Source organism: Novosphingobium malaysiense (genome assembly GCF_000802225.1).
GTDB classification, from domain to species: Bacteria; Pseudomonadota; Alphaproteobacteria; order Sphingomonadales; family Sphingomonadaceae; genus Novosphingobium; species Novosphingobium malaysiense.
The window spans coordinates 1-24,968 of sequence record NZ_JTDI01000009.1; the positions used below are offsets into that span (position 1 = coordinate 1).

General features: G+C 64.9%; 25 protein-coding genes. 7 read left to right on the forward strand and 18 right to left on the reverse strand.

What is annotated here, in order from left to right; genetic code table 11:
- Positions 1-487 precede the first annotated feature (487 nt).
- On the forward strand, positions 488-1,567 hold the full coding sequence (locus LK12_RS22085) for a hypothetical protein (protein WP_039289981.1): 1,080 nt from the start codon (positions 488-490) through the stop codon (positions 1,565-1,567).
- Positions 1,568-1,590: 23 nt separating this feature from the next.
- Here LK12_RS22085 and LK12_RS22090 read toward each other — a convergent pair whose 3' ends face one another.
- The 3 genes from LK12_RS22090 to LK12_RS22100 are packed head-to-tail and all read right to left on the reverse strand — an operon-like array spanning position 1,591 to position 4,595.
- Positions 1,591-2,358: an SDR family NAD(P)-dependent oxidoreductase gene (locus LK12_RS22090; RefSeq protein WP_039289984.1), complete on the reverse strand. Its 768-nt coding sequence runs from the start codon at positions 2,356-2,358 to the stop codon at positions 1,591-1,593.
- Between the two features lie 25 nt (positions 2,359-2,383).
- Complete coding sequence (locus LK12_RS24025) at positions 2,384-3,517, reverse strand: hypothetical protein (protein WP_052223696.1); 1,134 nt, start codon at positions 3,515-3,517, stop codon at positions 2,384-2,386.
- Between the two features lie 25 nt (positions 3,518-3,542).
- Positions 3,543-4,595, reverse strand: coding sequence for a phosphotransferase family protein (locus LK12_RS22100; RefSeq protein WP_039289987.1), 1,053 nt, complete (start codon positions 4,593-4,595; stop codon positions 3,543-3,545).
- A 134-nt stretch (positions 4,596-4,729) separates the two neighbouring features.
- On the opposite strand from LK12_RS22100, the gene LK12_RS22105 reads away from it, so the two are divergent.
- Positions 4,730-5,341, forward strand: a complete 612-nt coding sequence (locus LK12_RS22105; protein ID WP_039289990.1) for a TetR/AcrR family transcriptional regulator — start codon at positions 4,730-4,732, stop codon at positions 5,339-5,341.
- Positions 5,342-5,456: 115 nt separating this feature from the next.
- Positions 5,457-6,644 carry a hypothetical protein gene (locus LK12_RS22110; protein WP_039289993.1) on the forward strand — a complete coding sequence of 396 codons (1,188 nt, stop codon included), beginning with the start codon at positions 5,457-5,459 and terminating at the stop codon, positions 6,642-6,644.
- A gap of 556 nt (positions 6,645-7,200) precedes the next feature.
- Here the strand turns inward: LK12_RS22110 and LK12_RS22115 are convergent.
- Positions 7,201-7,431 (reverse strand): hypothetical protein, encoded by a 231-nt coding sequence (locus LK12_RS22115; RefSeq protein WP_039289995.1) that lies wholly within the window; start codon positions 7,429-7,431, stop codon positions 7,201-7,203.
- Between the two features lie 199 nt (positions 7,432-7,630).
- Here LK12_RS22115 and pip point away from each other — a divergent pair, with 199 nt between their 5' ends.
- A complete protein-coding gene (pip, locus tag LK12_RS22120; RefSeq protein WP_039289998.1) occupies positions 7,631-8,572 on the forward strand; it encodes a prolyl aminopeptidase in 942 nt (313 codons plus the stop codon).
- 85 nt (positions 8,573-8,657) lie between these two features.
- Here pip and LK12_RS22125 read toward each other — a convergent pair whose 3' ends face one another.
- From LK12_RS22125 to LK12_RS22150, 6 genes are all read right to left on the reverse strand, one after another.
- The gene (locus LK12_RS22125) at positions 8,658-9,956 is read right to left on the reverse strand and encodes a hypothetical protein (RefSeq protein WP_039290001.1); all 1,299 of its coding nucleotides are present in this window, start codon (positions 9,954-9,956) and stop codon (positions 8,658-8,660) included.
- Positions 9,957-10,124: 168 nt separating this feature from the next.
- Complete coding sequence (locus LK12_RS22130) at positions 10,125-10,325, reverse strand: hypothetical protein (protein WP_197063623.1); 201 nt, start codon at positions 10,323-10,325, stop codon at positions 10,125-10,127.
- A gap of 95 nt (positions 10,326-10,420) precedes the next feature.
- A complete protein-coding gene (locus LK12_RS22135) occupies positions 10,421-11,332 on the reverse strand; it encodes a HEPN domain-containing protein (RefSeq protein ID WP_039290003.1) in 912 nt (303 codons plus the stop codon).
- Between the two features lie 177 nt (positions 11,333-11,509).
- A complete protein-coding gene (gene rlxS / locus LK12_RS22140) occupies positions 11,510-13,477 on the reverse strand; it encodes a relaxase/mobilization nuclease RlxS (RefSeq protein WP_039290006.1) in 1,968 nt (655 codons plus the stop codon).
- A gap of 487 nt (positions 13,478-13,964) precedes the next feature.
- A complete protein-coding gene (locus LK12_RS25000) occupies positions 13,965-14,117 on the reverse strand; it encodes a hypothetical protein (RefSeq protein WP_197063624.1) in 153 nt (50 codons plus the stop codon).
- Between the two features lie 445 nt (positions 14,118-14,562).
- Positions 14,563-14,883 (reverse strand): DUF736 domain-containing protein, encoded by a 321-nt coding sequence (locus LK12_RS22150; RefSeq protein ID WP_039290012.1) that lies wholly within the window; start codon positions 14,881-14,883, stop codon positions 14,563-14,565.
- A gap of 385 nt (positions 14,884-15,268) precedes the next feature.
- Between LK12_RS22150 and LK12_RS22155 the strand changes: the two genes are divergently transcribed.
- Complete coding sequence (locus LK12_RS22155; protein ID WP_039290015.1) at positions 15,269-15,496, forward strand: hypothetical protein; 228 nt, start codon at positions 15,269-15,271, stop codon at positions 15,494-15,496.
- 142 nt (positions 15,497-15,638) lie between these two features.
- Here the strand turns inward: LK12_RS22155 and LK12_RS22160 are convergent, their stop codons facing one another.
- The 4 genes from LK12_RS22160 to LK12_RS22175 form a co-directional block, all read right to left on the reverse strand.
- A complete protein-coding gene (locus LK12_RS22160) occupies positions 15,639-16,037 on the reverse strand; it encodes a hypothetical protein (RefSeq protein WP_156135583.1) in 399 nt (132 codons plus the stop codon).
- A 256-nt stretch (positions 16,038-16,293) separates the two neighbouring features.
- Positions 16,294-18,255 (reverse strand): ParB/RepB/Spo0J family partition protein, encoded by a 1,962-nt coding sequence (locus LK12_RS22165; RefSeq protein ID WP_082010697.1) that lies wholly within the window; start codon positions 18,253-18,255, stop codon positions 16,294-16,296.
- A 108-nt stretch (positions 18,256-18,363) separates the two neighbouring features.
- The gene (locus tag LK12_RS22170; protein WP_052223698.1) at positions 18,364-18,804 is read right to left on the reverse strand and encodes a DUF2958 domain-containing protein; all 441 of its coding nucleotides are present in this window, start codon (positions 18,802-18,804) and stop codon (positions 18,364-18,366) included.
- Positions 18,801-19,922: an ArdC family protein gene (locus LK12_RS22175; RefSeq protein ID WP_052223699.1), complete on the reverse strand. Its 1,122-nt coding sequence runs from the start codon at positions 19,920-19,922 to the stop codon at positions 18,801-18,803. The genes LK12_RS22170 and LK12_RS22175 overlap by 4 nt, the downstream gene beginning before the upstream one ends.
- A gap of 632 nt (positions 19,923-20,554) precedes the next feature.
- Between LK12_RS22175 and LK12_RS25330 the strand changes: the two genes are divergently transcribed.
- Entirely contained in the window at positions 20,555-21,196 is a 642-nt protein-coding gene (locus LK12_RS25330; RefSeq protein ID WP_331454157.1) for a thermonuclease family protein, read from the forward strand.
- 109 nt (positions 21,197-21,305) lie between these two features.
- Here LK12_RS25330 and LK12_RS22185 read toward each other — a convergent pair whose 3' ends face one another.
- Positions 21,306-21,914, reverse strand: coding sequence for a TetR/AcrR family transcriptional regulator (locus LK12_RS22185; RefSeq protein ID WP_052223700.1), 609 nt, complete (start codon positions 21,912-21,914; stop codon positions 21,306-21,308).
- Positions 21,915-22,107: 193 nt separating this feature from the next.
- Here LK12_RS22185 and LK12_RS22190 point away from each other — a divergent pair, with 193 nt between their 5' ends.
- Positions 22,108-23,535 carry an aromatic ring-hydroxylating oxygenase subunit alpha gene (locus tag LK12_RS22190; RefSeq protein WP_052223726.1) on the forward strand — a complete coding sequence of 476 codons (1,428 nt, stop codon included), beginning with the start codon at positions 22,108-22,110 and terminating at the stop codon, positions 23,533-23,535.
- Positions 23,536-23,595: 60 nt separating this feature from the next.
- Here LK12_RS22190 and LK12_RS22195 read toward each other — a convergent pair whose 3' ends face one another.
- The 3 genes from LK12_RS22195 to LK12_RS22205 form a co-directional block, all read right to left on the reverse strand.
- Positions 23,596-23,898 carry a HigA family addiction module antitoxin gene (locus tag LK12_RS22195; RefSeq protein WP_039290018.1) on the reverse strand — a complete coding sequence of 101 codons (303 nt, stop codon included), beginning with the start codon at positions 23,896-23,898 and terminating at the stop codon, positions 23,596-23,598.
- A complete protein-coding gene (locus tag LK12_RS22200; protein ID WP_039290020.1) occupies positions 23,898-24,179 on the reverse strand; it encodes a type II toxin-antitoxin system RelE/ParE family toxin in 282 nt (93 codons plus the stop codon). Before LK12_RS22200 ends, LK12_RS22195 begins: the two co-directional genes overlap by 1 nt.
- A gap of 93 nt (positions 24,180-24,272) precedes the next feature.
- Positions 24,273-24,893 (reverse strand): SOS response-associated peptidase, encoded by a 621-nt coding sequence (locus LK12_RS22205; RefSeq protein WP_039290022.1) that lies wholly within the window; start codon positions 24,891-24,893, stop codon positions 24,273-24,275.
- Positions 24,894-24,968: the final 75 nt, after the last annotated feature.

Consider the following 24,968-nt stretch of genomic DNA (forward strand, 5'->3'; position numbering starts at 1 on the left):
CTCATGCTGCTCGGCGGTTAAATCGTCACACTTGGAAGTGGACATTCGAAGCCGGACATCCCAGGTCCATAGGAAGGAAGGAAGGAAGGAAGGAAGGAAGGACTGGGCCTATCCAGACCGTCCTCTCCGGATCACTTCAACTTGATTTCGGACATCGTGCCGGAGCAAAGTTGCCGTCCGTTGGCGCCGCTAGAACGGACGTTTAGCCTTTCAATGCGCTCTCAAAACTCTGATTGTATATTCGTCGACGAAACTGGCGAAGGCGCTATGAAATCCATTTACGACGGTCAGCCCTCCTTTAACGAGCACCAAGAGCGTCTTGGCTCGCAATAGCTATCTAGCCTTCGCAGGAACGCGTAAGTTGGTCGCATATGCGATTATCAATATTGGGAGATGCCATCTCGTTTGACGCAGCGTTCTCCGGGTCTCAACCTGCCTCCAGGACTGGCGGCTCAAAAGCGCCGGAATGAGGTCTTTGGGAGAGCCCATGATTGACAAGTTTACATCGCCGCAAGGCTCCCGTCCCGGCATGGGAGAATATGCATTCCAGCCGGTCGCCGGGGGTTTTCAGCCCACTCTCGAATCCATGGCGTCGACAGCGCCGCTCATGGGGATGGACCCGGAGGGGCTCTATCTTTGGGGAACACTGCGCGACGAGGACGGCAACATGTACTGTCCCATGCGTCGCATTCCCTACGACTTGCCTGGCGCCAAGAAGGACGCGCGGCGCTATTTCTACCTGCAGCACAACGTCGGCGCGGATCACTTTAAGCTAGACAAGATCGGGCGGCAATCGGCCCCCAACGATGGCCACAGCTTCGGCCTTGAAGGCGACAGGGTGGTGTGGCGCAGTCACCCCGATGCACCGGGCAATCCGTGGCTTGCCGAATGGACCCCGGAAGCCTGCCGGTGGGTCGAGGAAGGCGCGATGGACATCCGCGGCACGCTGATCAAGCCGGGGCTGCAATGGTACATTCCCAGCCGTTCGGCGGCAATGTCCTACGTTGCCTGCATCTTCCTGGTGGAGGGCGAGATCCTGGGGCGCAAGGTCCGAGGCTTCATCGGCTTCGACGTGATGTACATGTACACCGGGGGCGAGGTCTACGTCACCAAGGATCCGCTAGTTCAGGAAGAGCTTGAGCTCATCTGGTACACATGGGCGACGCTCTACAAGGATGGCACGATCGATGCCGGGCACTTCCTGATCGGCAATGATCTCATGGGCTTCGGCATTCTGACCGACGAGAAGGAACAGGTGCGCTTTACCTATGATGTCGACTGCCAGGTGACGTATGGTGAGGACGGCTATTGGCTAACCGGCATCGATGCAAAAGTCTTTGGCGAGGATTGGGAGTTCCTGCCCGATCCGCGCGGGCGCATGCCTGACCTGGGCCCGATTCCCAACCCGCAGTACGACGGCCGCTGGCGCAAGGCCGGCGACACTCGTGAACCCGAAGTCTGGTTCGCCTGGGGAGAGGCGGCATCCGCGCACGGCACGCAACCTGCTCAGCGCCTGCCGGGCGTGGGGCGGCGGATCATCACGCCGCTGGACAGGTTCTCAAGATAGCAGGGACGGCGGGCCGACCGCGCCTAGCGCAGCACGGTCTGCCCGCCGTCCACCATGATGGTGTGGCCGGTCACGTAGCGCGAGCCCTCGGTGGCGAGGAACAGCGCGACGGGGCCGATATCGGTTTCGGGATCACCGACGTAGCCCATCGGGATTTCAGCGACGATCTTCTCGCACATTTCGGGCTGGCTGTCTTCGAAGCCCTGCCAGGCGGCAGTGCGAGCGAAGGGGCAGATCACGTTTACGTTGATCCCGAAAGGCCCCCATTCCTTGGCTGCAGTTCGGGTCAGGGCACGCACGCCTTCCTTGGTCGCCGCATAGGTGCCGAGATAGGCTGCGCCGTTGGTTCCAGCCGCGGATGCCACGTTGATGATGAACCCCCGGCTTTCCTTCAGGTGTGGCAACGCGGCCTGCATGCACCACAAGGTGCCGTAGAGGTTGATGTCCACGCCCATCTGGAAGAATTCGTTGGGCGTGGCATCGAGCGGCAGGAACGGTTCGAACGCGGCTCCGGCATTGTTCACAAGCACGTCGATCCGGCCGAACTTGTCCGCTGCCTGCGCGACCATGGCTTCGACGTCGTCCTGCCTGGCGACGTCGCAGGCAATGGCATGGGCGGACAGGCCCAGCGCGGCGAGTTCGTCCTCGACCGCGCGGACCTTGTCGTAAGTGCGCCCGGCCAGGACGACCGTGGCGCCTTCCTTGGCGAAGGCGAGCGCGATACCGCGCCCGATCCCCTGTCCGGCACCGGTGATGATGGCGACCTTGCCCTTCAGGCGATCGAGCGGCATCGCGAGGCTTCCTTTCGCTTGCCGGTCAGGTAACGAAGAGTTCGCCGATGCCGGGGATCAACGGTTCGGACAGGCCCCAGCCCTGCTCGCCGCTGCAGGTGATGCGCATGGCGAAATCGTCGGTGAAGTGCAGTTCATCGTGAGTGGCCTGTCCTTCCAGCGGCATCGCTTCGCCCTCCACCGCGAGCGGTCCCATCCAGACGCCCTGCGTCCACTCCTTCCAGCCGCCGTAAGTGCCGGCACCGGGACGGCGATAGAGCACCGAGAATGGCTCCATTACGAGTTCACGCTTGGTCCCGTCGTCGAGATGCACGACTGCGTGGATGCCCTTCACGCGCTTGGTGCCCTCGAAGAAATCCCATTCCAGGTCGACGTCGATGATCTTCTGGTCGGCCTTGCCGGTATGCGGTGCGTGCTGGACGTGCCCCAGCGCCGGACCGAACTTCTTGTTGTCCGGCGTCTGCGCGAATTCGAATGAAGTGTTCCAGTCGCCGAACTGCATGGTAAAGTAGTTCCAGCGGAAGGGGATTCCCTCGCCCGGCTTCTCGAAGCCGCCAAGGAGCGTGCGCGTCGTGCCATCGGGTGCCGTGTATTCACCAGTGTTGGAGCGCAGGCCCCATGACCGGTCGCGCGAGGCCCACCAGTCCTCGCGCTTGACCTCGTGGCGCTGGCCATCGATCTCGATCCAGCCTTCCACGCTGCCGGTCTGGAAATAACGGATCATGTGGTTGACCACACGCCCGCGCCGCTGGCGGTACATGGCCGGCGTCTGCTGGTAGATATCGGTTTCGCCGATGAAGCGCAGGTCGCAGGTGAACCCGCACTGTTCGTGCTCCTCCACCGTGACGCGGACCGAGACGAGCGGCTCCACCACGTCGTAGCCCAGCGGGCCGACCTTGTAGGTCTCGATGTCAGGGAACAATGCGCGCGAGGCCCGCACATTGTACTGCGTCTTGCCGTCGACGACCAGCGCAACGGAGGCGTCCATTACGTTGCGGTTGATGTACTTGCCCATCCCGAAGCCGAACTGGAACTTGCCGCTCTTTTCAAAGGCGGCAAACCAGACGCGTTCGGTGAACTGGCTGTCACTGGTCTCGGACTGATCGAATGTCTTTACCGTCTGGTGGCACAACCACTCGTCGGCTGGGGTAATCGCCATTTTCATCTCTCCGCGAAAGCGTGTGTCAGGAAGCCTTTTCAAGCAGCTGTTCGAGCCGCTGGACTGAAAAGTTGTTGGTTGCGTAATCCTCGGGGAAACCCTCGATCCCACGAGCGATGTAGGTCTTGGCCGAAATGGCCATCATGATCGCCATCCATACGCCCTGCATGACGAAGTAGTAGTCGAGGTCCTGCAGAGGCCGACCGAGAAGCTCGGAAAAGCGCTGCGTGGTTTCTTCCAGCGAAGGCAGGCCCTCGAGCCGCTTCTGCTGGTGGACCACGTAGGCTACCTCGTCGACCAGCCAAAACCATGCGAGGTCGTTCTCGGGCGGGCCGATATAGGCGGTTTCCCAGTCCAGCGCGGCAGCAGGTTCGTAGTCCTGGTAGATGATATTGCCCGGCCGCCCGTCCGACCAGCACAGCGCCAGCGGCGGAGCGGCCGGTACGTTGGCTTCGAGCCAGTCGAGCGCACGCTCGATCGGTTCGATGGGTGTTTCCGACGCCCAATCGGCCAGCTTGCGATAGAGCGCAAGCTGCTTGCGTACGGCTTCGGTTCCGCTGGCCGGTCGATCCATGAAATCGAATTCGGGCTGGTGCCAGTCGATCAGGTTGACCCTGGCCATCACCTCCAGCGCGCGCCACCATACCTTCGCGCGGTTCTCCACGCTGGCTTCGAATAGGAAGCCGTGGCCGTGATAACCGGGCGGATAGTCGCTGGTTACATCGCCGTCGATGCGCGCCATCACGAAGAAGTCACTGCCGACGATCGATGTGTCGGGCTCGTAGAGGATCACTTCCGGGACAGGGATGCCATTCTTCGCCAGCGCCACGAGGATGCGGTACTGGAAGGCGATGTCATAGTCCTGGAAGTGCGACTGCGCGCCCGAGGGGGCCCATCGGGCGACCAGGTTCTGGCTGGAAGCCGCTCCGTCCTTGGTGCGCGTCAGCGTAAACAGCCGCGTTTCGTTGGAATGGCCCGAGGCAGACCGCTTGTAGTCGGAGATCGATACCTTCTCGTCTGGCCAGCGGGCCGCGAAATAGGCGGCGAGCCTCTGTTCTTCCTGATCCTCTCCGGTCACATGCTTCCCTTTCCCGGCGTTTGCCATTTTCTGACAAACTTGCTTTTTAGATGAGCCTCTGGAATGGCTTGGTACGATATCGTACCGGCGACCTGATCCGTACGCAAGCACCAGCAAGAGACCGCAAAAGACGCATGACCCGATATCGCTCATACAATGCCTTGCCTGATCAACCGGAGGGCACTTCGGAAATTCGCGACAGGATTATCGCGGCGGCCACGCAGCTTTTTGAGGAGCACGGCTTCCGCAAGACATCCATCGATGCAATCACGCGCGATGCGAGGACGTCGAAACGTACGGTTTACGAGTATTTCCCGGACAAGCACGCGATCCTGAGCGTGGTGCTTGCGCAGTTCATCCGCCAGCGCTTTACCGAGTTGGAGCGGATGAAGGCACAAGACAGCGGCCTCCCTCCCCGGGACGTGCTGAGGCACCTTGCCCAAGGGCTGTCCGACGTTGCGCGTGACGGTGAAAGCAAGGCCATGTATCGCTTGCTTCTGGCCGAGGCCGACCACGTACCCGATATTGCGCGGGCATCACACGACATCGGCCTCCAGCAAGTCGTGGAACTGGTACACAAGCCGCTGTCGGCGCTGGGCATAGGCGATGCGGAGATGGCGGCGCAGATCTTTTACGACGTCTTCGTGATGGCCCCTCTCAACCGCGCGCTCGTGGGCGTCGAACCCATGCCCATCAACGTCGACGTGGCTCTCGACGCTCTCCTCGACGGCTTTTCCCGCACCTGAAGACCGGGTTCACAAGCCATCGCAAAATCTCCCTTGCTCCGGCGGTACGATGGTGTACCAAGGATGGTACGAGTTAGTACCGCCCGACATGGCGGCTTTGCCGGGAGAGAGAAATATGCAGATCGAAACAACGGGGCAGCTTTCGCACATGAGCCGTCGCAAGCTCTTCGCAATGGGCGGCATGGCGGCCATTGCGATGGGCGTAAAGCCGGATGCCCTGTTCGCGGCCGACACCGCTGTACCGGCTGGCAAGGCCCCCTCCACCGGCGCATCGGGCAGCCTGCCCTGGCCGCGCCGTGCGAAATTCGGCGGCAAGGCCATCGTCGGTCCGCACCAAGCCAGCGCCGCCGCCATGATCGACGATTCCCCGGTCCTGGGCCTGCCGCGCGAACGCACCTTCTTCTATGGCAACGTGCGCGATGCCGAGGGCAACCTCTACGAACTCGTGCGCGGCATGGCGGGCAAGGGCTTCGGCGGCCTCGACCAGTTGTTCATCCAGTCCAGCAAGGGGATGGACACCCTGCATGTGGACATGGCGTCCATGGGGACAGCTGCCCCCAGTGCCGGGCACAAGGCACAACTTGATGCCGCCGGCAATGCCGTCTGGACTTCCGCGCCCGGTGCGAAGGGGGCGCCCTTCCGCATCAGCATGAGCGCCGATGGCAGCAAGGCTGCCTGGAAGGAAGGCGACCTGTTCGAGCTTGAGGGCGAACTGCTTGGCCCGGGCCTGCAGTGGACCGTGCCCGATGCCGATAACAGCGAATTCTACGTATCTCAGGTCTACGAGATGAAGGGTCACTACAAGGGTACCCCGGTTCGCGGTATCCTTGGGCTTGATCAGAGCTATCTGCCGCAGGGCGTGTTGATGTACAGCGGAAAGGATCCGCTGTTCCTGAAAGACCAGCACCATCGCTGCTGGTACACCTGGGGCACACGCTACGAGGACGGCTCCTACGAAAGCGGCCATTTCGTGCTGGGCACGGAACGCGTGGGCTTCGCGCTCATCACCAACCAAGATGGCGAGCTGATCCTCGACACCGAAGTTACTGGCAACGTCGATCTGATGGACGACAATGTCTGGCCCAGGCGCATCGTGGTCCACACCTCGGGCGGCAATTTCGAATTCCTGCCCGATCCCAAGGGGCGCATGCCCGACCTGCTGGGCAACATCCAGTCCTTTACGCCGCAGAACGAAGGCCGTTGGCGGCGGATCGGCGATAGCCGCAAGCCCGTATCCTGGTTTGCCTGGGGTGAAGTGCAGTCGGCAGACAGGATCGACTACGAGCAGCATACCAGGTTCTAGAATGACAAATTTACTGTGGAGGTGCCGCAGGCCCTGGGGCTCGGTTGCACCTCCGCAGTCAACGTTCGTCGCAAGGCGCGCAGATGGAGATCCATTTGCCTGACATCGGCGGGCAAAACCCAAGATTTTGCAGTCCGGACCGACCTTCCGATACCGGTCATCCAGCCGTCGGCCAGTCTTGCGCATGCGGGATGGAAAGGCGGCCAAGTCTGCTCCTGGGCGATAAAATCGGCGATTGAGTGTCCTTAATGGGTCGAGACCTGCTGATAGTTTCCACCGCAGGGGCTGGCTGGCAGCTATCTCACCTTTGCTTCTCAAAACGCGACGGTCACCTCCCGACCCGCCTTCCCCGTTCCCTGCCGCCGCTTGCTGTCTTTCAGCACGTCCGGTGTTCGTCTGAAAGCCGCCACTTCTACAGCGGCACGGGAATGGCGGCAATGTCCCAAATGCCGACCGTTCACTGTCGTCCACAATTCGGTAAACGGAGGGTTGCTATAATGGGTGCAAATGACGCGCTGCACGTCGGCTTCGCCGGCGACCGCAGCCAATTGTCGGTTCAACCGTCTGCCACGATCGAATATTCGAGTCGCACATCGTCGAGCAATCGTTCGATCGCGGCGCGCTGCGCATCGGTGCCGCTTGGTGTGACATCCCAATTGCAATGAGCATGCGTGTCCATGTCGCGCACGATCACTTTGCCAAGCGCCCGCTTCCATGTCTGCGAAGTGCCGCCTCTCTCCCGGATAAGGCGCGCGATAAGCAGATGTTCGAGGTCGGAGGCAGTCATGCCCACGGCTTAGCCTTTGTTGGCGGCTAGGCAAGCAGAGGTTCAGGCGCCGGCTTGATGGATCAATGGCAGGTTTCGAGGATCAACCGCGGAGCGGGAAACATCGGCTCCGTCGGCGGCAGTGGGCGTACCGCCCTTAGTTGGTTATCGATGCCCCAAGTCGCTGGCTGAATTCGGGCGGGTTGCTAAAAGCGACGCCATGCGCACGCTCTATCCCCAGATCGAACCCTTTGCTTCCGGCCATCTAGACGTCGGCGATGGACATCAAGTTTATTGGGAACGCTCAGGCACGCGCGGCGCCAAGCCCGCCGTTTTCCTTCACGGCGGTCCGGGCGGCGGCATTTCGCCGGATCATCGCCGCCTGTTCGACCCGGCGCGTTACGATGTGCTGCTGTTTGACCAGCGCGGCTGCGGCCGGTCTACCCCGCACGCCGATCTCAACGCCAACACCACATGGCATCTCGTCGCGGATATCGAGCGGTTGCGCGTCATGATGGGCGTGGAGCAATGGCAGGTGTTTGGAGGCAGCTGGGGATCTACACTCGCGCTCGCCTATGCCCAGCGCCATGCAGAGCGGGTGAGCGAACTGGTGCTGCGCGGCATCTTCACGATCCGGAAGAGCGAGATCGACTGGTATTATCAGCATGGCGCCAGCCGCATCTATCCCGACAAGTGGGAAAGGTTCGTCGCGCCAATTCCGGAGTCCGAACGGGGCAACATGGTCGCGGCCTATCGCACCATTCTGACCGGCGAGGACCGCGCCGCCCGCATCGCCGCTGCCCGGGCCTGGAGCGTGTGGGAAGGCGAAACGATCCGCCTGCTGCCCGACCCGGACCTGTCTGCAACCCATGACGAGGATGACTTCGCGCTCGCCTTTGCGCGGATCGAAAATCACTATTTCGTCCATGGTGGCTGGATGGAAGACGGACAGCTGATCCGTGACGCGGGGAAACTGAACGGCATTCCCGGCGTCATCGTTCAGGGGCGCTACGACATGGCGTGCCCGGCAGAGACCGCCTGGGCGCTCCACCGCGCCTGGCCCAATGCCCGCTTCGAGATGATCGAGGGGGCAGGCCATGCCTACAATGAGCCGGGTATATTGGACGCGCTGCTACGTGCGACCGACGGATTTGCGGGGTAGCGCAACGTCCTACGCTAACGCAATGACCGCGCTGTTGCCGACGTCATCCTGGTCCGCCTGCCGCCAATGTTCCGCGCACCCGGACCTAGCAGCGCCACGGTGCATCCGGCCGCAAATGCCGGCCGAGCTTCCGCCGCTCCCACATGTTCAGAAGCGCGATGGTGACTTTCAGTTGCACCCGCGCGGTTTCATGCTCCGTGAAGAGTGGATCGAAACGATCGCTCGCAGCACCGGGGTCGGGGATCTCGCGCAGAATGGCCGGCGGGGCCGTGGTCATGTGCAGCGCAGACATCATCGCGAGCATTTCCAGGTGCTGCGCGAGTTCGTCCCGATCGAGAACCGGCCCGCCCGCATGCGCGTACTCCCTGACGAAAAGTTCGAGCAACTCGTCCAGATGCCGGTCATGCATCTCGGGCTCCGCTGCGCCAATACAGCCCCAGATCGAGGACGCCACCGACATCTGCCCGACGCTGCCCCAGTCGATGAGCCCTGCTCGAAGCGTGCCGTCGGATTCATGCCAGAACCAGGCATTATCGATGTTCGCGTTCATGTGGCAGAGCGCGATCAGGTCGGGCTGCGAATAAAGGAAGCGCCAGATATCCTCCTGCAGGTCCACCGCTGACAGCGCGTCGGCGCAGAAGTCCTCGAGAAAAGCACGATCGGCAATGTGCGCCGGTGCCAGATGGGGATATTGGAGAATGAATTCCGCCAGACGATTGATCCGCTTGGCGAGCAAGACTTTCTCGAAGCGGGGGCGCCCCGTAACCAGCCTCCCTAAATCGAGAGGGAAATAGCGCTCCACGCTCTCACCGAGATGCCCTGCCTTGTACGCACCCGAAAGCCGAGCCAGGTTCGCGATCAGTACGCTGTAATGCGCGAACGGCTCGGGCAGCAAATGGTCCATGCATTTGGGGTAATGCGGCTCGACGGCACCCTCACCATAGGGAATGCGTTCCGTAACGATAATTCCAGTGAGCGTGTCCTGCGCAATGTCGGCAAACAGGCACTTCGGAACAGCGACCGGAAAACCGGGTTCACGCGACAGATTTGCCAGCCGCACTTCCGGGGGCATGTGGTAGCGGCCGCTGTCCCGCACCTGGTCCTGGAAGTTGCGCGAGAATTTCACGAAGAGATCACGCGGCAGATCCGGCGTCTCACGCTCATAGGTAACCGAAAGCAGGGCCTTCACGCCGGTTCCGCCCAGCATCCACTCATCGAGGCGCGTGATCTGCATGACGCTGTTGTCCAGCCCCAGCGCACCGCTCATTCGGAAGGCGCGCGTCAGAAATTCCGGACCGCCGGCTTTCAGTGCTTCGGGATGCGCGGGGAATGCGATGCCGAACATGTCGCCCTGCGCCCAATCGATCGTCTGCGTACTGGTCATGGGGCTGCGCTAGCGCGAGATTCCGAGCTAGCGCAATGGGACCGAAGCTTTGAGGCCACTCCTTCCGCGATCAGGCAGGCAAAGTGAACGAAACATCGCCACCATGAAGCTGGGACCTGTGCCGTCTGGCGATACTGGCGGCAGCGAAGGCAAGCGCACCGCCTTCATTCATCCTTTGGGCGTCACCCAGACTTCCACCGGAGTGATGAACTTGCCCGGAGCCGGCTTGCCGACATGGACCCTGTCGGCGGTAACCTGTTCGCCCGTCTCGAGATGGAACGTCACCCAAGGCTTGGGCATGCGTTCGAACTTCAGCTTCTGGATAGCCTGGCCCGTCGACGAATTCATGATGGTTGCGATGATGCTCATGGACCGGGCCGTTATCGTCCCGAAGACCAGTTGGTCCATGCCCGGGAAGAAGTTATCCGATGCCTATCTGAAGCGGGCAGTCTCCAGCGCGCTCATCAAGCTTGTCGCAGATCCCTGATCCTCTGCTCGCACACCTGGGCAACCACATCCCTGAGCCGTTTCACGCTGGTGTAGAGTGCGTCGAGATCCTCGATACTGATATCGTAGTTGGCCGAGTAACGCGCCTCGACGTAGGCGCGCTTGAGGAGTTCGAACCGGCGCCGGTCAGCCTTCCCCGAACGCGGCCAGGCCTCGATCAGTCGAGCCTCTTTGTCCTCCGCCAGCGAGCGCAGGAACTTGATGTTGTGCGAGCGCGGGAAATAGAAGGTGCACGTCAGGAGATAGCAGGCATAAATCTTCTCGGCAGCCTGATGGAGCGAAAATGCTGCAGCCTTTCTCCATTCAAGATCGTCCACGCCCTGCTTCATCTGGAAATTCACAGTAGCGAGTTGGACGTCGATCTTCTTGATCCAATTGTCAAAGTACCGCTCCGCCGTCCGCAATGCGTCCGCGTCGGTAAGCGGCATCGGCGCCGCCAGCGGATGGTTCGGCAGTTCGTAGAGCACGATGCCGTCGCGCACGATGTCGGCCCAGAAGTACTCGCCGCGCTTGAGCGCCTGGTTCACTTCGCCGAGATCGTGGACGATGATGTTGACCTGCCGCCCGATCGCCGGATCGCGCAGGATACGGTCCTCGGCGACATACCAGAACTCGGCGATGTCGGTGAGCTTCTCGTGACTGACGACGATCAACAGGTCGAAATCCGACTGGTAGCCGTTCTCGGGCTCGTCGACCCAGTCGTTGCGGGCATAGGAGCCGAAGAGGATGATCTTGAGGATCCGCCCGCCGCGCTTCCAGCCCTGTGTACCGAGCGCGGTCGCCTTCTCGAATTCCTCCATGAGGATCGCGGTCGCGCGCTGCAGTTCTTCCTGCTGCCTCACCGGCAGGTGCGAGAGGTCATCGCGCATGACGCTTGGTCCCTCGCCCGGCGCGCACGCCCGCAGCAGCCATTTCCAGCGTATCGAGCCCATGGATGTTCGCGAAGCGTTCCATTGGCCCATCCTTCCTTGTCGGGCGCAAAAAATCAATGCCGCATCGGGACTTGTGCCGGTCGATATCGCGCGAATGAACGGCATTTAATCCCATCACGAAATACTCGGCCCGCCACGCTCGCGCCCGATGGTCCAGCTGATCCCGCCTTCGCGGACAAGACCCGACACCTTCTTGCCCAGCTGCCGCTCGAGCACCGGGCGCCAGGGAACGAGCGTGAATTCCCGCGACTTCTCGATGAGCGCGAGGCGTCCGCCGATGGCCTCGACAGGCTGGCGGCAAAGCCCCTCGAGGCGCTCCCCGGCCCTCGCCTCGAGGAACGGCATGCCGAGCTCTTCGGACAATTGGCCGGCGAGGCGCAGCAATTCGCGCCGCTGCAGCGAGGCCAGCATGCCCGGGCGATAGACCGTCTCCCCGCCCCGTTCCTCGGCCAGTCCCTCTTCGATCAGCCACTGGCGCCGCACGGCCTGTGCGGCGCGCACCTCGCGCCCGAACCCGGCATCGCGCACCGGGACCGGCGCTCCGCTCACCAGTTCCCGGTCGAGCCAGGTCGACGCGTCGGCTCCCGCCAGCCGTTCGAGCGGCACCGGCGACAGCGTCTCGACGGTGACCGGCCGGTCCCTCAATTGCCGCGCCTCAAAGGCCGCCGCCTTGTCGAGATGATCGGAAGCGATCACCCAGGTACCGTCGGGCTCGCGCTCGACGCTGCGCATGACGCGCCGCATGGCCTCGAGCCGGCGGACATGGGTTTCGGCGAAGTCATGGCTCGCGGCGGGATCATGCCGCAAGTGCGCATCGATGGTGTAGCGCCCGCCGTTCGCGGCAGCGACCCAGGCCACGGTCCGGTCGGCATCGCGCACGCCCCCGCTTCGCGGGCTCACGCGGACAATCGCGCCCGCCGGGATCGGCTCGAAGAACTCCCCCTTGCCGATCTCAGCATAGTGCGTGCGCCCGTCAATGCCGTCGACGATCAGATAATGGCGATCGAGATGCTCATCGGCGAGCCCGCGCATGACAACGCGGCCAGTGACAGGCCGCGCATCTTCGGCAGCCGGATCGAAGATCACCCGGTCGGCCGTGGCGCGCTCGAGGTTCCGGGCTGAGAGTTCGCGCTGAATGGTGCGGATGATGTCGCCGCGCTCGCCCATCCGGCGCAGCGTACCCGCAAGGTCCCCGTCGAGCCGCCAGCGGCCGCCTTCGAGCGGCTCGGCCAGGCCCAGCGAGGCAAGCTTCTTCAGGCGGCCCGCGCGCAGCGCCTGCCGGAGCGAATCGGCTTCGCTTGCGCTCACCACCCGCTCGCCGTCCATGTCCCGGATCAGACCGTGGTCGATCGCGGTCAGCCGCTCGGCCATGACATCGCCGCGCAGCCGCTCCTCGATTTCGAGGTCGGTTCGCGGGCCCAGATCGAGCGTCATGATGCGCGATGCCTGTTCGCGCAGCCCGTGCGAAATATACTCGCGGGCGATGACGAGGTTCTCGCCGCGATCGTCCTTGCCCCGCAGCAGAATGTGGGTGTGCGGATGGCCGGTGTTGAAATGGTCGACCGCGACCCAGTCGAGCCGGGTACCGAGGTCCTCCTCCATCTGGCGCATCAAGGCACGCGTGAAAGGCTTGAGGTCCTCGATCTGGCCGGCATCCTCGGCCGAAACGATGAAGCGGAACTGGTGGCGGTCACCCTCGCCGCGTTCGAGGAAGGCCTTGCCGTCCACCTTGTCCTGTTCCGCAGAGTAGAGCTCGCCGGGCGCGCCTTCGCGAGTGACGCCATCGCGCTGGATATAGCGCAGGTGCGCCGCCGCTGCTGCCCTGCCCTTGCCCGCCAGCATGGCCAGCCTCGTCTTGACGATCACCCGGCGCGCACGGAACCGGGCATGCCGGTCGCCCGAGCGCAGAACGCGCGCGAGGCCCGCGCCGCGTCCGATCCGGCTGCCGTCGAAGCGGCGGACGCCAGGAGAGGCACGATTGCCGGCACGGCGGGCCGCCCGCATGACCTGGTTGAGATACCTGGGCTCACGTCCTTTGGCGGCCATGCGGCCGAGGCGCGGTTCGAAGTCGTTGTCGTCCACTGACGCGTCCTTCCCTTACGGAACGACGCTCCCCGGCGATGCAGGTCGGCATTCGCGCGCAAAACCGCAAGGAGTCTCGCAATCTCGGCGAGCAAGGCATTGTACCAATGAGATTTTCACCGAGGCAATCTCGCGCCGGAATTGCCAGTCTCGCGCATGCTCTCAAAAAACGATGTGCAGACAAGAGCTTGGCGGTCCCGAACGGGATCGCGAGACTCTCCCTCTATCTTGCCCTCCGCTCCAAATGCCCCCTCCCCGCGAACCCTTCCCAATTCCTCTTCCGCCATCCCGCTCGAACAACCGTCCGATCCGCCCGGGAACACCCAGCCAGACCCGAAAATCAGGCTCCGATTTCACGAAAATCTACTCGCATTCCATCACCGGACAGTGCCAAGTCCCTGCCCCAAACACGCCGAACTCGAGCCCCGAAATCCACCATGAAACGGCACCGAACCGATGCCGCCCCGCGCTGAAATCCCCCTCTCTGCTACCCGCCCGGCGCCCCGATCGCGGCGCCCTGCAGCTGCTCCCGCCGCTCCAGGGCCGCCTGCAATTCCGCCGCGATCTGCGCCTGTTCCGCGCGTTCCGGACAAGCTTTCAGCTCTGCGCGCAGTTCCTCGATGTGCTGGTCGATCGTCATCCTGACCTCCTCTTCGTGTAAGACAGGAGCCCTGGCCCGGCATCGGGCAGGCCGGGTCAGGGACCGCGAAGCGGCCGCGGCAGCGGCGATGGGGGTCACGATTTTTTCCGGCGCCGCTTCCCTTGCGCGCCCCAATGCCCTCAAACCGCCGGAAAAAATGGTGGGGCCCCGTCGTCCTTGAGGCGGGTTGCCCGATGCCGGATCATGGGACGTTTGAGCAGAAGCCCCTCCCGCCCTCGCCGCCAGGACCGGACCTTGCCGCGCGCCCTGTGGCAGCGGATGCTGTTTCAGCTGGGCATTCGATACCATCGCTTCGCGCGGACCGGTGAGCGCGATCCGTCCTACCCGATTGCTCGAAGCCGTTCCCTCAGGCGGCCCATTTTCAGCCTCCGCCCGTCAGCGAGGAAAGCAGCCCCGCGCCGCGAGGGACGCGGGGCCGCCGGGATCACTCGCCGGGGTTCCAGAGGATGGCGAAGGTATCCTCGTCGTCCTGCCCGGCGGCGCGGCCGAGATTGGCGTAGAGGGTGCGCGGGCCGAGCTCGGGGGCCGCCATGGCGAGGCGGACGTATTCGCGTCCCGAGACCTCGCCGGTGCGGATCCAGCCTGCTCCGAGTTCGACGCCCGAGGCATGGACCCGGTAGTCAGGCTGCTCGCCCGTCTTGTCGCGGTTGGGAACGATTTCGATCTCGGCGCGAACCGAAAGCGTGCGGATCGCGCCCTTGAAGCTGCCGTCGCGCTGGCGCTGCACATAACCGATGGCCGACATGTCATATCTCCTTGTTGCTGCCCGCCCGGACCTCATTCCGGGCGATGGGGCAGACCAAGGGACGGCGGTAGCGGGCGCGCGAACCGCCAGGCCGGAGCGGCAGCGGAGGACCGGAAGCGGCGGGCTGATTTGGCGGCAAAGCCGCGTTTCGCGAGGAAGTCCGGGGCCCTGCCCCGGGCGGGGAAATCAGCCGGTCCGCGATGGTTTTGCAGGCCCGCGGCCGTCCCAGGACAGCCCCTCGAGCCGGGAAAAGGGCCAGGGCGCACTGGCAAGGAGGGGCCGCGATGCCTATCTGGACGCTGGACAGCGTGCCGGGGGGCATGCTGAAAACAGGACCGGACCTCGTGCTTTCGAGCGCAGGTGTGGCGGTTCGAAAGCAGGGCACATGGGGCAAGAGACAACGACGGTACTGGATCGGGTACGCGGCTTGATCGAGCGGCTCGCGCCCGAACCGGTGTGCGATGACTGCATCACCGAGCGGCTGGGCCTGAGCGTGCGCCAGCACGCCAATCACAAGACCCGCGAGCTTGCCGGCATGCACGGTTTCGAGCGGGGGCAGGCCAGCTGCGCGCTGTGCGGCGCGGTCAAGAAAGTGATCCGCAAGCACCGCTAGGTGCCGACTGCATTCCGCAAATGACGGTTTGCAAATGGCGCTTTTTGCGCCCTTTGGGTGCTCATGTGCAGAAAGTACGCTGCGCTCCGGGTTACGCAAGCACACCATTTTCGACTCACCCTGAGCGGAATGCAGACAGCACCTAGGACGGCGTACCCGCCTGCATTTGCGGCACGGCGAGGCTGGCCAGCGCGGCGATCCCGGTGGCGAGCGAGGCCATGCAGGCCGCGACGGTCGAGGCGAATGGTCCGGCGCCGCCCAGCTGCATGAGCCCGGCGGCGACACTGTATCCGGCCATGCCTGCGGGAATCGCGAAGAGCGCGGCCACGCCGCCGCGGATCACCAGCGGCAGGCGCGAGGCCAGCGCGAGGCGCCCCAGGATCAGGACCACGGCGGCGAGCAGCACGCCGAGAACCAGCCCGGCGAGCGGCCCCGCCTGCCCCCGTGCGCACAAGAGGAAGGCGCAGAATCCGGCCGCGACCGGCAGCGCCACGGCGGCGAGCCGGAACAGCCCCCAGACGAGGAAAGCGATGCCGGTCATGGTCAGGACGAGGCCGGTCAGCATGGCTCAGTCTCCGGGAAGAACGATGAGAACATAAAGAAAACATTGGCGGTTTCAAAGGGGATCTTGCCGCGCGCGTGTGCCCGCCAGGGCGCGCGGGCGCGGCAGGATTTCCATCGGGCCGGGGCGGATTTCCGGGACCGGCGCGGCCTATTGTTCGAGCCCATCCACCAACTTTGCCCGCGCAGCGGGAGTAACGGAGCGGCGGCATTGTCGCCGCCGCTCCTCACCGCATTCAGGCCGCAAGCGGCTGTGCCGGATCGCCGGTTCCGGCGTTTCCGTCTTCGCCAGATTCCCCGTCGCCTTTCTCGTCACCATCCTCTGTGGACGTGCGGGATGCCCCGGTGAGGTCCTGCGCGTCGCCGGGCTCCGCGCGGTGCGACGGGGATTGAACCGTGCCGCAAACGTGCTCCCCGGTCTCGCTGCTGTCCGGTTCTTCCTGCCCGGCTTCGGCCCGTTCCTCGTCGTCCAGCATGGCTTTCGCGGCGAGCAGGATGGCGTGCGCATCGACCGTCCCGACGCCGCCGCGCCCGGTATAGGCGGCGGGCGGAACGAGGAGCCATTTCGGGACCCAGCCCTCGCGCCTTTCGCGTCCGCCCGAGCCCTCGAGATGATCGCGCAGGATCGTTCTGAGCGTCTTCGCCTTCTCGGAAGCATTGGCTGCCGCCACGGCTTCGCCCGCCACGTCTGCCAGCAGTGCGGAGAGCACTTCCCGGTCGTGCAGCAGCTCGAAGAAGACGCCGTCGGCCTGCCAGTAGCGGGCCATGTCGAGCCCGGTCGCCATGGCCGCCGCCTCGACCGCCACGCTTCCCGAGGCCAGCGTCTCGCCCATGACGACCGCGATCACCTGCAGGACTTCGGCATCGGAAAGGCCGAGGAGCCTCAGGAACACGCCCGCGAGCCCGTGGCCATCGCCGTTGCCGCCGGCGACGCTGGGTTCCTCGCCATCGAAGCCGAGCAGGCCGAGCACGGCGCGGCGCGCCGCCCCGAATTGCACTTCGGCCGGACTGGCGGCGAGGCTCTCGAGAATGTCCTCGCGCCGCGCGCTTTGCGGCTCAGGGCGAATGCACCAGAGCGGCGAACCGGCGATGGCATGGGCCGCCATGAGCCGCAAGGCTACGCCGGGATGACCGAGCAGCGCGGCGCGCAATGCCGCATGGCGGTGCAGGCCGAGATAGTCCTGCAGCGGGCCGGACAATTCGGGGCGGGCGGCCTTTCCGGAGGCGTTTTCCGCACTGTCGGGGGGCTCGCCCTTCGCGAGCCTGCGCGCTTCCTTCGCGGTCAGGTAGCCCTCGTGAAAGGTCACTTCGCCGCTCTCGCGCACATCGATATAGACGCGAGCGCCCTTGCGCCTGGGCGCCTTCTCGTATTCCCACGTGTGGAAGTATTCGCCGCGCGGGACGATGACCGCATCGCTCCATCCCGCCTCGATATAGGCCGCGCGCCGCGCCTCGATGGCCGCATTCTGCGCGGTCCAGAAGGCCTCGCTGTCGGCGAAACAGCGCTCCTCGCCGAACAGGTCGGAGACCAGCGCGAGACCGCTCGCCTCGGCATCGAACAGGGCATTTTCGGCCCTGATCGACTGGCCGCCGAGCAGCCAGGCCTTGAGCTGGTGGCCCTTGGGGCACCATGCATCGGGATCGCCCCGCAATGCCAGCCATGCCTTCTGGCGGCTCTTGCTGGCGAGCGTGAGGTGCCGGACAGTCAGGGCATCGATTTCCTCGCGGCGGTAGAGATCGCGGATGCGTGGCAGCAGGTTGCCGAGCGCGAGCACGCGTTTGACCGCCAGTTCGGGCAGCCCGAAGGTCTCGGAAATGTCCTGCGGCTTGCGTCCTTCGCGGACCAGCCGGGTGAAGGCTTCCCACTGGGTGACTTCGTCGGGATCGAGCCGGGCGGTGTTCTCGATGAGCGAGGCCTCGATGGCATCGGCCTGATCGCCCGCCTCGAGGATCGCGCAGGGGAGCGGCCCGTGGTCGATCCCTTCGGCGAGAACAAGGCCGTTCGCGGTCCAGCGCCGCGCGCCCGCGACGATACCGAAGCGGCCTTCGCCGTTTGCCGGACGGACCACGAGCGGGACGAGCACGCCGCGCTTGCGCACGGTGGGGACGATGTCGGCAACGTGGGGCGCCTTGCGGCCATGGCGCATGTTGGCCTTGTCGACGAAGAGCTTGTCATGGGGCAGAAAATCGAGTTTCACGGCATTTCCTTTCTTGCAAAGGGGCCGGTCCGCAAATTCGTGATGGGATGCGCGGACCGGCTTTTCGAAGATGGACGGCCACCGCTTCGCGGGCGGCGGCCGCCCGGCTCATTCCTCCCGGTCCTTGGCGAGACCGGGACGGAATCGGGGCGCGGCATGGCCGTTGCGGGCCACGCGCAGGAGGCGGGTTTCGGCGGCAAGGATCGATCCCTCGCGCCGCGCGGTGTCGGCCCAGACCGAAAGCGGCATGTCGCTGGCAAAGGCGATGTCGCGTTCGATGCCGAGCCCGAAGGGCAGGCGCACGCGGCCCAGCTCGGCAAGGGAGAAGCTGCCGAGTTCGGGACAGCCGAACCCGAGGTCGGCGAGCCCGAAGAGGGTGTCGCCGTCCTCGTCGAGTTCGCTGGCGAGCCATGTGGCGCCGCCCATCGGGTTGAAGAACTTGGCCACCGGGACCGGATCGGGCTCGCGGCGGCCTTCTTCCAGGGCGGCCACGCGCTCGAGATCGTTGGCGCGCAGGGCGCGGCGAAGCTCGGGGGTAAGCAGGATCATGCCGCCACCCTCCCTTCGCCGGTACCGCTTTCAGAATTCGCAACCTGACCGCCCGATGCAGTGCTTTCGCCCTCCCCGTCCCGCATGCTGCGATGGCGCGCCAGCAGCCATTCGGCGGCCTTGCTGGCCGCGCTCGCGGCGCGGAAGATCGCGCGGTTGTCCTCGCGCAGGACGTCGAGCCATGCACCGATGTAGTCGGCATGGCGCACGGTGGGGACGATCCCGAGGCTGGCGCAGAGGAAGGCGCTGCCCATTTCGGCGATCAATTCCTCGCGGGCATAGTCCTTCGATCCGAAGACATTGGCGAGATGACGATCGAGGCGGCGGGGATGGCCGGTGGCGTGGGTCAGCTCGTGCAGGCAGGTGCGGTAGTAGTTGACCTGATCGCGGAACGCGGGCTGCGGCGGCACCTGCACGAAATCGGCGCTGGGGACGTAATAGGCCTTGTCTCCGCCGATGCGAAAATCGACGCCCGAGGCAGCGATGACCTCTTCGGCGAGCGGCACGATCTCGCGTTCGGGCAACGGCACCGGATCGGGGGCAAGCCCCGCCCCTGTCCTTCCTTCCCCGCCATCCCCCAGGCCTTCGCACTGCGCCACGTTGAAGACGGTGAAGCGCTTGAGGAAGGGAATGGTCCGGGCGTCCTCGCCGGTCTCCTGCGCGCGGTTCCTTTCGGCCTCGGGGGTGAAGCGGTCGGCATAGACGACGCAAGTCCCGTGCTCGCCCTTGCGGACATGGCCGCCTGCCTGCAGCGCCTGCCGGAAGGTCAGCCAGCCCTGCGAGGGCCAGCCGTTCTCGATGACCGCGCCCCACAGGATCAGGATATTGATCCCGCTGTAGGGCCGCGCGGTGAGCGCATTGCGCGGCAAGGCTGGCGCCAGAACTGTTCGCTTTGGCCCCGTTCCCTTTCCGCCTGTGCCTTCGCTGCGGTCCCCTTGCCCGCCGGGACCGGGCCGCCCCCAGGGCTGGACCCACGGCAGACGCCCGGCCTCGAGTTCGGCGACGATGCGGCGCGTGACGGTGTCGTAGAGATCGCCTCCCCTGACATTCTCGCCCTGTCCTGCACCCTTTTCCCGATGACGCCGGGGCCCGGCACTGCGGCTTGATGTATTACGCATGGCTGTCCTCCTTGCCCCGCCCCAAAACCCCCATGGCTTCCCCCCGGAGCGGGGGTGGGCGGCGCATTGCGACCTGCCGGGGCCGGCCAGGAGGCGGCCCCGCACCCGCCGCCGGGGTCCCCGCCGCGAGGCGGCGGGGTGGCAAGGGCCGGAACGGTGAGTGGAGGAGCCGGTCTCGAAGAGCCGGCTTGCGGGACGCCGGGCAGGCCCCAGAAGGGAGCGCCGCCCACGCGCGCGACGAGGGGAAGGCCAGACAGCAGCGCCGCCGCGCCCCCGCGCGGCGTCGACATCCGGGGACGCGTGCGTCCCCGCCCATCGCGCCATGCGATCGTCACCGCCAGGCCGGGACCCGGAAACGGGGCCCGGCGCAGCCCGGCCGTACTGGGGCCGGGCGGAGTAGAGCGCGGTCGCGCCCGCGGCGCGAGGCGCCCGCTTTCACAGTTGTAATCCCGCCGGGAAAACAGCAGGCAAGCATGATCAGCGGCCCGGGAGGATCAGCCATTCACACGAGCCTACCCGCCCCCTCACCCGAAATCTGTCAGGCACCTGCCCCATGAGGGATTTACAGGCTCCCCGAACATCCTGAAGAAAGGGCATCGGCTCGCCGGAGCCTCGAGGAAAACGAACCGGGAATGCACAAGAAGCCCCGCGATCCGAAGCGGCCTGCCAATGTGATGCAGTTTCGCGGACATGCGCCCGGTCCCGAGCGGCGCGAGGGCGGCGGCCCGACCCGGCGCGGCCAGACTTCCGGCACCGTGACCCGCTACAGGCGAAACGCAGGCAAGCGCCGCAAGGGCATTTCCACCCCGCTGCTCGTCGCGATCGGCCTTGCTGCCGGGGCCGTGATCGGCCTCGGCGCGAGCAAGTGGCAGGACGAAGGCTGGGCTGTCCCGGAACTTGCCGGCCAGGGTTTGGCGGGTCTTGGCCTGGCCAGTACCGGGACACGGGAAACACCATCGCTGTGCATTGCCGATGTCCACGACGGCGACACCGTGCGCAGCTGCGAGGGAGAGCGGATCCGCATCGAGAACATCGACGCCCCCGAAATGCCCGACAGTCCCAAGTGCACCGACCGGCGGCGCAGCGGCTGGTGCGACCATGCGCTCGCCCGGCAGACCCGCGACGAGCTTGCGGCCTTCCTGCGCCGGGGCCGCGTCACGATCAGCCGCAGCGGCACCGACAGGTACGGCAGGACGCTTGCCAGGCTCAGTGTCGATGGCAAGGACGCGGGCAGGCACCTCGTTTCGATGGGGCTGGCGAGACCCTGGCTATGAGCCTTCGCGCCGAGGCCCTGTTCCTCGCGGCCTGCATGGCGCTGTCGTTCCTCGCCTGGTTATTCGGCTGACACGCGTCTCATGACCATACAGGATCCTGCCTGCTGCCTCACGGCCTGGTGAGCAGGTCGTGCACGGCCAACCGGAAGGCGCCGAGGATCCTGCCGGGGTCGGCGTTCCGGTCGGCGGTGATCCGGCTGGTCATGCCATGCGAGAGCATGACGATGGCTTCGAGGCGGTCCTCCACCTCGTCTTGCGGGATCGGCCCTGCCAGCGGCAACAGGCTGCTGCGCATGATGTCCCGGAACCGCTGGTCGATCCTTTTCACGACGCTGGCGACCTTGGGGTTGCGTCCGGCCTCCGACATGATGTCCAGGGTGAGCGGCGCCCGTTCCGGGTCGATCCACCAGGCGAACTGCGAAATCCAGGCATCCACGAACGAGGCGGAGGCGGTCTGGCCTCCCTGCTCGGCAGCGGCCAGCAAGGCCTCGAACCCGGAGAACCGCCGCTCGCAAAGCGCGATGATGATGGCCTCCTTGTTCTCGAAATACTGGTAGATGTGGCCGACGCTCATTTTTGCGGCCGCCGCGATCCGCGACATGCTGGCGCCGTGGAAGCCCTCGGCCAGAAAGCAGTGCTCGGCCGCGTCGAGCACCTGCTCCTGGCGGAGCGCGGCCCGCTGGTGCCGCCGTCCCAAAGCTTCAGCCTTGTAGGCCATCGTTTCCGGTAATCCCCGAACTATCACATCACCGCTCACCGCCCTATCCGATCCGGCTCGAGGCCTAAAGGGTTGAACCACAAAATACGATAAAAAGAATGAATATTCGTTCTTTTTGATGTACAGGCGATTCGAGGACGCCAAGGGGCGCCGCAGCCGGCGCCGGACGCCGCCGCATTTCGGAGAGAACAGCATGAATGGCGCGACACCCATCGACGCAGGGAACATCACGGCGCGGGACATGGACGAGGAACGGCTCGTCACCTATCCCGCCGAGGCATTCCTTTCGGCCGAGTACCTGCAGGCGGAAAAGAAGCTGCTGTGGCCCAGGGTCTGGCAGATGGTCGAACGCGAGAGCGACCTGCCCAACCCGGGCGACTGGCTCACATACAATGTCGCGGACGAGTCGGTCATCGTGCTGCGCAACGAAGACGGCAGTCTGAAGGCATTCCACAACGTCTGCCCGCACCGCGGCCGTCAGCTCGTCTCGGTGCCGGACATGCTGCCGGGCCTGAACAGCTCCGAACCGGTTCACTCGGTGCGCGGCAGCAACCGCAAGAGCTTCGTTTGCGGCTTCCACGGCTGGACGTTCGACCTCGATGGCCGGAACACCTACATCCTCGATCCGCAGGACTGGCAGAACAGGCTCACGCCCGAGATGACCTGCCTTTCCGAAGTGCAGGTCGATACCTGGGCGGGCTTCATCTACATCAACATGGACCCCGGTGCCGCGCCGCTCAGGGAGTGGATGGGCCGCGCCGGGGAACTGCTCGATCATTTCGAGATCGGCAAGATGCGCTACAAGTGGCGCCAGTGGGCGATCTATCCGTGCAACTGGAAGACCGCCATCGAAGCCTTTCTCGAACCCTATCACGTCGCGGCGACGCACACGCAACTGCTCGATTACGGCGAGTACTATGCCTACTCTAGGCAGTACGGATTTCACTCGGTCACCGGCTACGACACACGCGATGCCCGCTTCCAGATGGCCAACAGCTCCGGAACCGTGCGGGCCGGCAAGGGCGACGATCCGCGCGTCTCCACGTACGAACTGATCCGGGAAAACTACGAGACGGTGAACTATACGGCCTCGACCGAGAGCCTCGTCAGGGCGGCCAGTCGCCTGAAGGACGAATTGCCCGAGGGTACGAGCGCGCAGGAGTGCATCGCCTACTGGCAAAGGATCGCCCGGGAAGCCGACGCGGAACGGGGCGTGACCTGGCCGGACATTCCCCCCGAAATCCAGAGCGAGTCGGGTCTCGCCTGGGGGATATTCCCCAACCAGAACATCCTGCACGGGGTGACGTTCGCCGGTCCTGCCTACCGCGTGCGGCCCTATGGCGATGATCCCGACACGTGCATTTTCGAGGCCTATGCGCTCGAGCGCTTTCCGGAAGGCGAAGAGCCGGAGACCGAATGGGTCTACGTCGATGCCACTGCCGAAAACTGGGGGCCGGTTCTGGCGCAGGACTTCGCCAACATGGAATTCGTCCAGAAAGGCATGAAATCCAGTGGCTTTCGCGGAACTCTTCCCAATCCGCACCAGGAGCAGAAGGTCATCAACCTGCACCGCTGCCTGGCGAATTTCATGGAAGGACGCGGCGCTCCCGCCCTGCTCTAGCGGGATGGCAGGATGGACTGGCCACGGCCCATGACGCTGCCGCGACACGGGCCGCGGGCGTCAGGCCGCTTCGTCGAAGCGCCGGACCCGGATCTCGTTCTCGTGCTCGCGCGCCTGGGCGAGCTCGTAAGCCGACTGCATGCGCATCAGCGTGTCCGCGGAAACGCCGAAGGCCTTCTCGAAGCGCAGCGCCATGTCGGCGGAAAGCCCTGCCCGCCCGTTGAGCAGGTTGCTCATGGCGGGCCGCGTCACGCCGAGATGCTCGGCCGCCCGGGTCACGCTGAGGCCGCGCGGCAGGATCATCTCGTCGCGCAGCCAGGGTCCCGGATGGACGTGGAACGAGGGATGAACCTTGATCGCCATCAGTGGTAGTCCTCCAGATCGAGATCGGCGATGGTCTGTTCGTCGATCCTGGTGAATGTCAGCCGCCAGTTCCGGGTAACGGTCATGGCGTAGGTGCCGGCCCGATTGCCGGTCAGGGCATGAAAGCCGAAGTTCGGCGGCACGGCGAGTTCCTCGAACGATCCGGCCGCGGCAATGAAAGCGATCATCCGGCGAATGCGCTCCGGCTCGATCACGCCCTTGGCCCGGCCGGTCTCGACGAACGTGCGCAGCGCCTTGTGGGTGATGCTCTCGATGTCCACGACTTATCGTATAAGGTCCCGTCGCCCGAAACGCAAGTGTAAAGTTACACTTTACACACCTTCCGGCACATCGAACGCACCGCTGCCTGCCCGCTACAGCAGCGTTCCGCTGCGTGCTCTTGCCCAGGGCTGCCGGGTGCGCTCGACGGCGAGCGGCCCGGCCCACGTCCGGCACAGGGCGAAAGCCTGGGCGGGGGTACCTTGCAGCCAGCGTCGCCAGTCCCGGCGTGCAAGGATCGTGGGCATGCGGTCGTTGACGCCGGCCATTTGCGGACAGCCGTCGACCATGACCATCGAATAGGCCTGGCCCCAGGCGTCGGTGTCACGCCATATCCCGGCAACGGCGAAGGGTCCGGCGTCGCGAGGAGCGAACCAGGTCCGCGTCATGCGGCCTTTTTCGCCGTCCGCCTCGGCCCAGGCCGAGACCGGGACAAGGCAGCGCCGGTTCTCGAAGCTGTCTCGCCAGAATGCGGTGTGGAGCTTGTCCTCGCGGGCATTGTTGACCGGCTTGGGCTTGAGCGGCTGCCCGGTCTTCCTGCTCTTCAGCACCAGCGGGAAGCCCCAGGTCATGCTGCGCAGCGCGCCATCGGCCACGACCAGTCCGGGATAGCCGGGGTAGACCTCTTCGGCGAAGTTCACCGGAACGCCGGGTTCGGCTCCGAACAGCGCGGCGACGGCTTCGCGCGGGGCGGTCATGCGATAGAGGTTGCACACGCCGCAAGCATGGTCGGCGGGGCCGGTGTGTCAATCCGCCTGCACGCGGCGCATGAATTGTTCTACATACGTTCT

What these genes read in the sequence shown, in the direction of transcription:
- LK12_RS22170 (WP_052223698.1), bottom strand. Translation starts at nt 18,804, where the DNA reads ATGATCCTGCTTACCCCCGAGCTTCGCCGCGCCCTGCGCGCCAACGAT.
- LK12_RS22135 (WP_039290003.1), bottom strand. Translation starts at nt 11,332, where the DNA reads ATGCGCGATGACCTCTCGCACCTGCCGGTGAGGCAGCAGGAAGAACTG.
- LK12_RS22110 (WP_039289993.1), top strand. Translation starts at nt 5,457, where the DNA reads ATGCAGATCGAAACAACGGGGCAGCTTTCGCACATGAGCCGTCGCAAG.
- LK12_RS22130 (WP_197063623.1), bottom strand. Translation starts at nt 10,325, where the DNA reads ATGAGCATCATCGCAACCATCATGAATTCGTCGACGGGCCAGGCTATC.
- LK12_RS22185 (WP_052223700.1), bottom strand. Translation starts at nt 21,914, where the DNA reads ATGGCCTACAAGGCTGAAGCTTTGGGACGGCGGCACCAGCGGGCCGCG.
- LK12_RS22090 (WP_039289984.1), bottom strand. Translation starts at nt 2,358, where the DNA reads ATGCCGCTCGATCGCCTGAAGGGCAAGGTCGCCATCATCACCGGTGCC.
- LK12_RS22150 (WP_039290012.1), bottom strand. Translation starts at nt 14,883, where the DNA reads ATGTCGGCCATCGGTTATGTGCAGCGCCAGCGCGACGGCAGCTTCAAG.
- LK12_RS22125 (WP_039290001.1), bottom strand. Translation starts at nt 9,956, where the DNA reads ATGACCAGTACGCAGACGATCGATTGGGCGCAGGGCGACATGTTCGGC.
- pip (WP_039289998.1), top strand. Translation starts at nt 7,631, where the DNA reads ATGCGCACGCTCTATCCCCAGATCGAACCCTTTGCTTCCGGCCATCTA.
- LK12_RS22105 (WP_039289990.1), top strand. Translation starts at nt 4,730, where the DNA reads ATGACCCGATATCGCTCATACAATGCCTTGCCTGATCAACCGGAGGGC.
- LK12_RS25000 (WP_197063624.1), bottom strand. Translation starts at nt 14,117, where the DNA reads ATGACGATCGACCAGCACATCGAGGAACTGCGCGCAGAGCTGAAAGCT.
- LK12_RS22175 (WP_052223699.1), bottom strand. Translation starts at nt 19,922, where the DNA reads ATGCGTAATACATCAAGCCGCAGTGCCGGGCCCCGGCGTCATCGGGAA.
- LK12_RS24025 (WP_052223696.1), bottom strand. Translation starts at nt 3,517, where the DNA reads ATGGCGATTACCCCAGCCGACGAGTGGTTGTGCCACCAGACGGTAAAG.
- LK12_RS22155 (WP_039290015.1), top strand. Translation starts at nt 15,269, where the DNA reads ATGGGGCAAGAGACAACGACGGTACTGGATCGGGTACGCGGCTTGATC.
- LK12_RS22085 (WP_039289981.1), top strand. Translation starts at nt 488, where the DNA reads ATGATTGACAAGTTTACATCGCCGCAAGGCTCCCGTCCCGGCATGGGA.
- LK12_RS25330 (WP_331454157.1), top strand. Translation starts at nt 20,555, where the DNA reads ATGCACAAGAAGCCCCGCGATCCGAAGCGGCCTGCCAATGTGATGCAG.
- LK12_RS22190 (WP_052223726.1), top strand. Translation starts at nt 22,108, where the DNA reads ATGAATGGCGCGACACCCATCGACGCAGGGAACATCACGGCGCGGGAC.
- LK12_RS22160 (WP_156135583.1), bottom strand. Translation starts at nt 16,037, where the DNA reads ATGACCGGCATCGCTTTCCTCGTCTGGGGGCTGTTCCGGCTCGCCGCC.
- LK12_RS22195 (WP_039290018.1), bottom strand. Translation starts at nt 23,898, where the DNA reads ATGGCGATCAAGGTTCATCCCTCGTTCCACGTCCATCCGGGACCCTGG.
- LK12_RS22115 (WP_039289995.1), bottom strand. Translation starts at nt 7,431, where the DNA reads ATGACTGCCTCCGACCTCGAACATCTGCTTATCGCGCGCCTTATCCGG.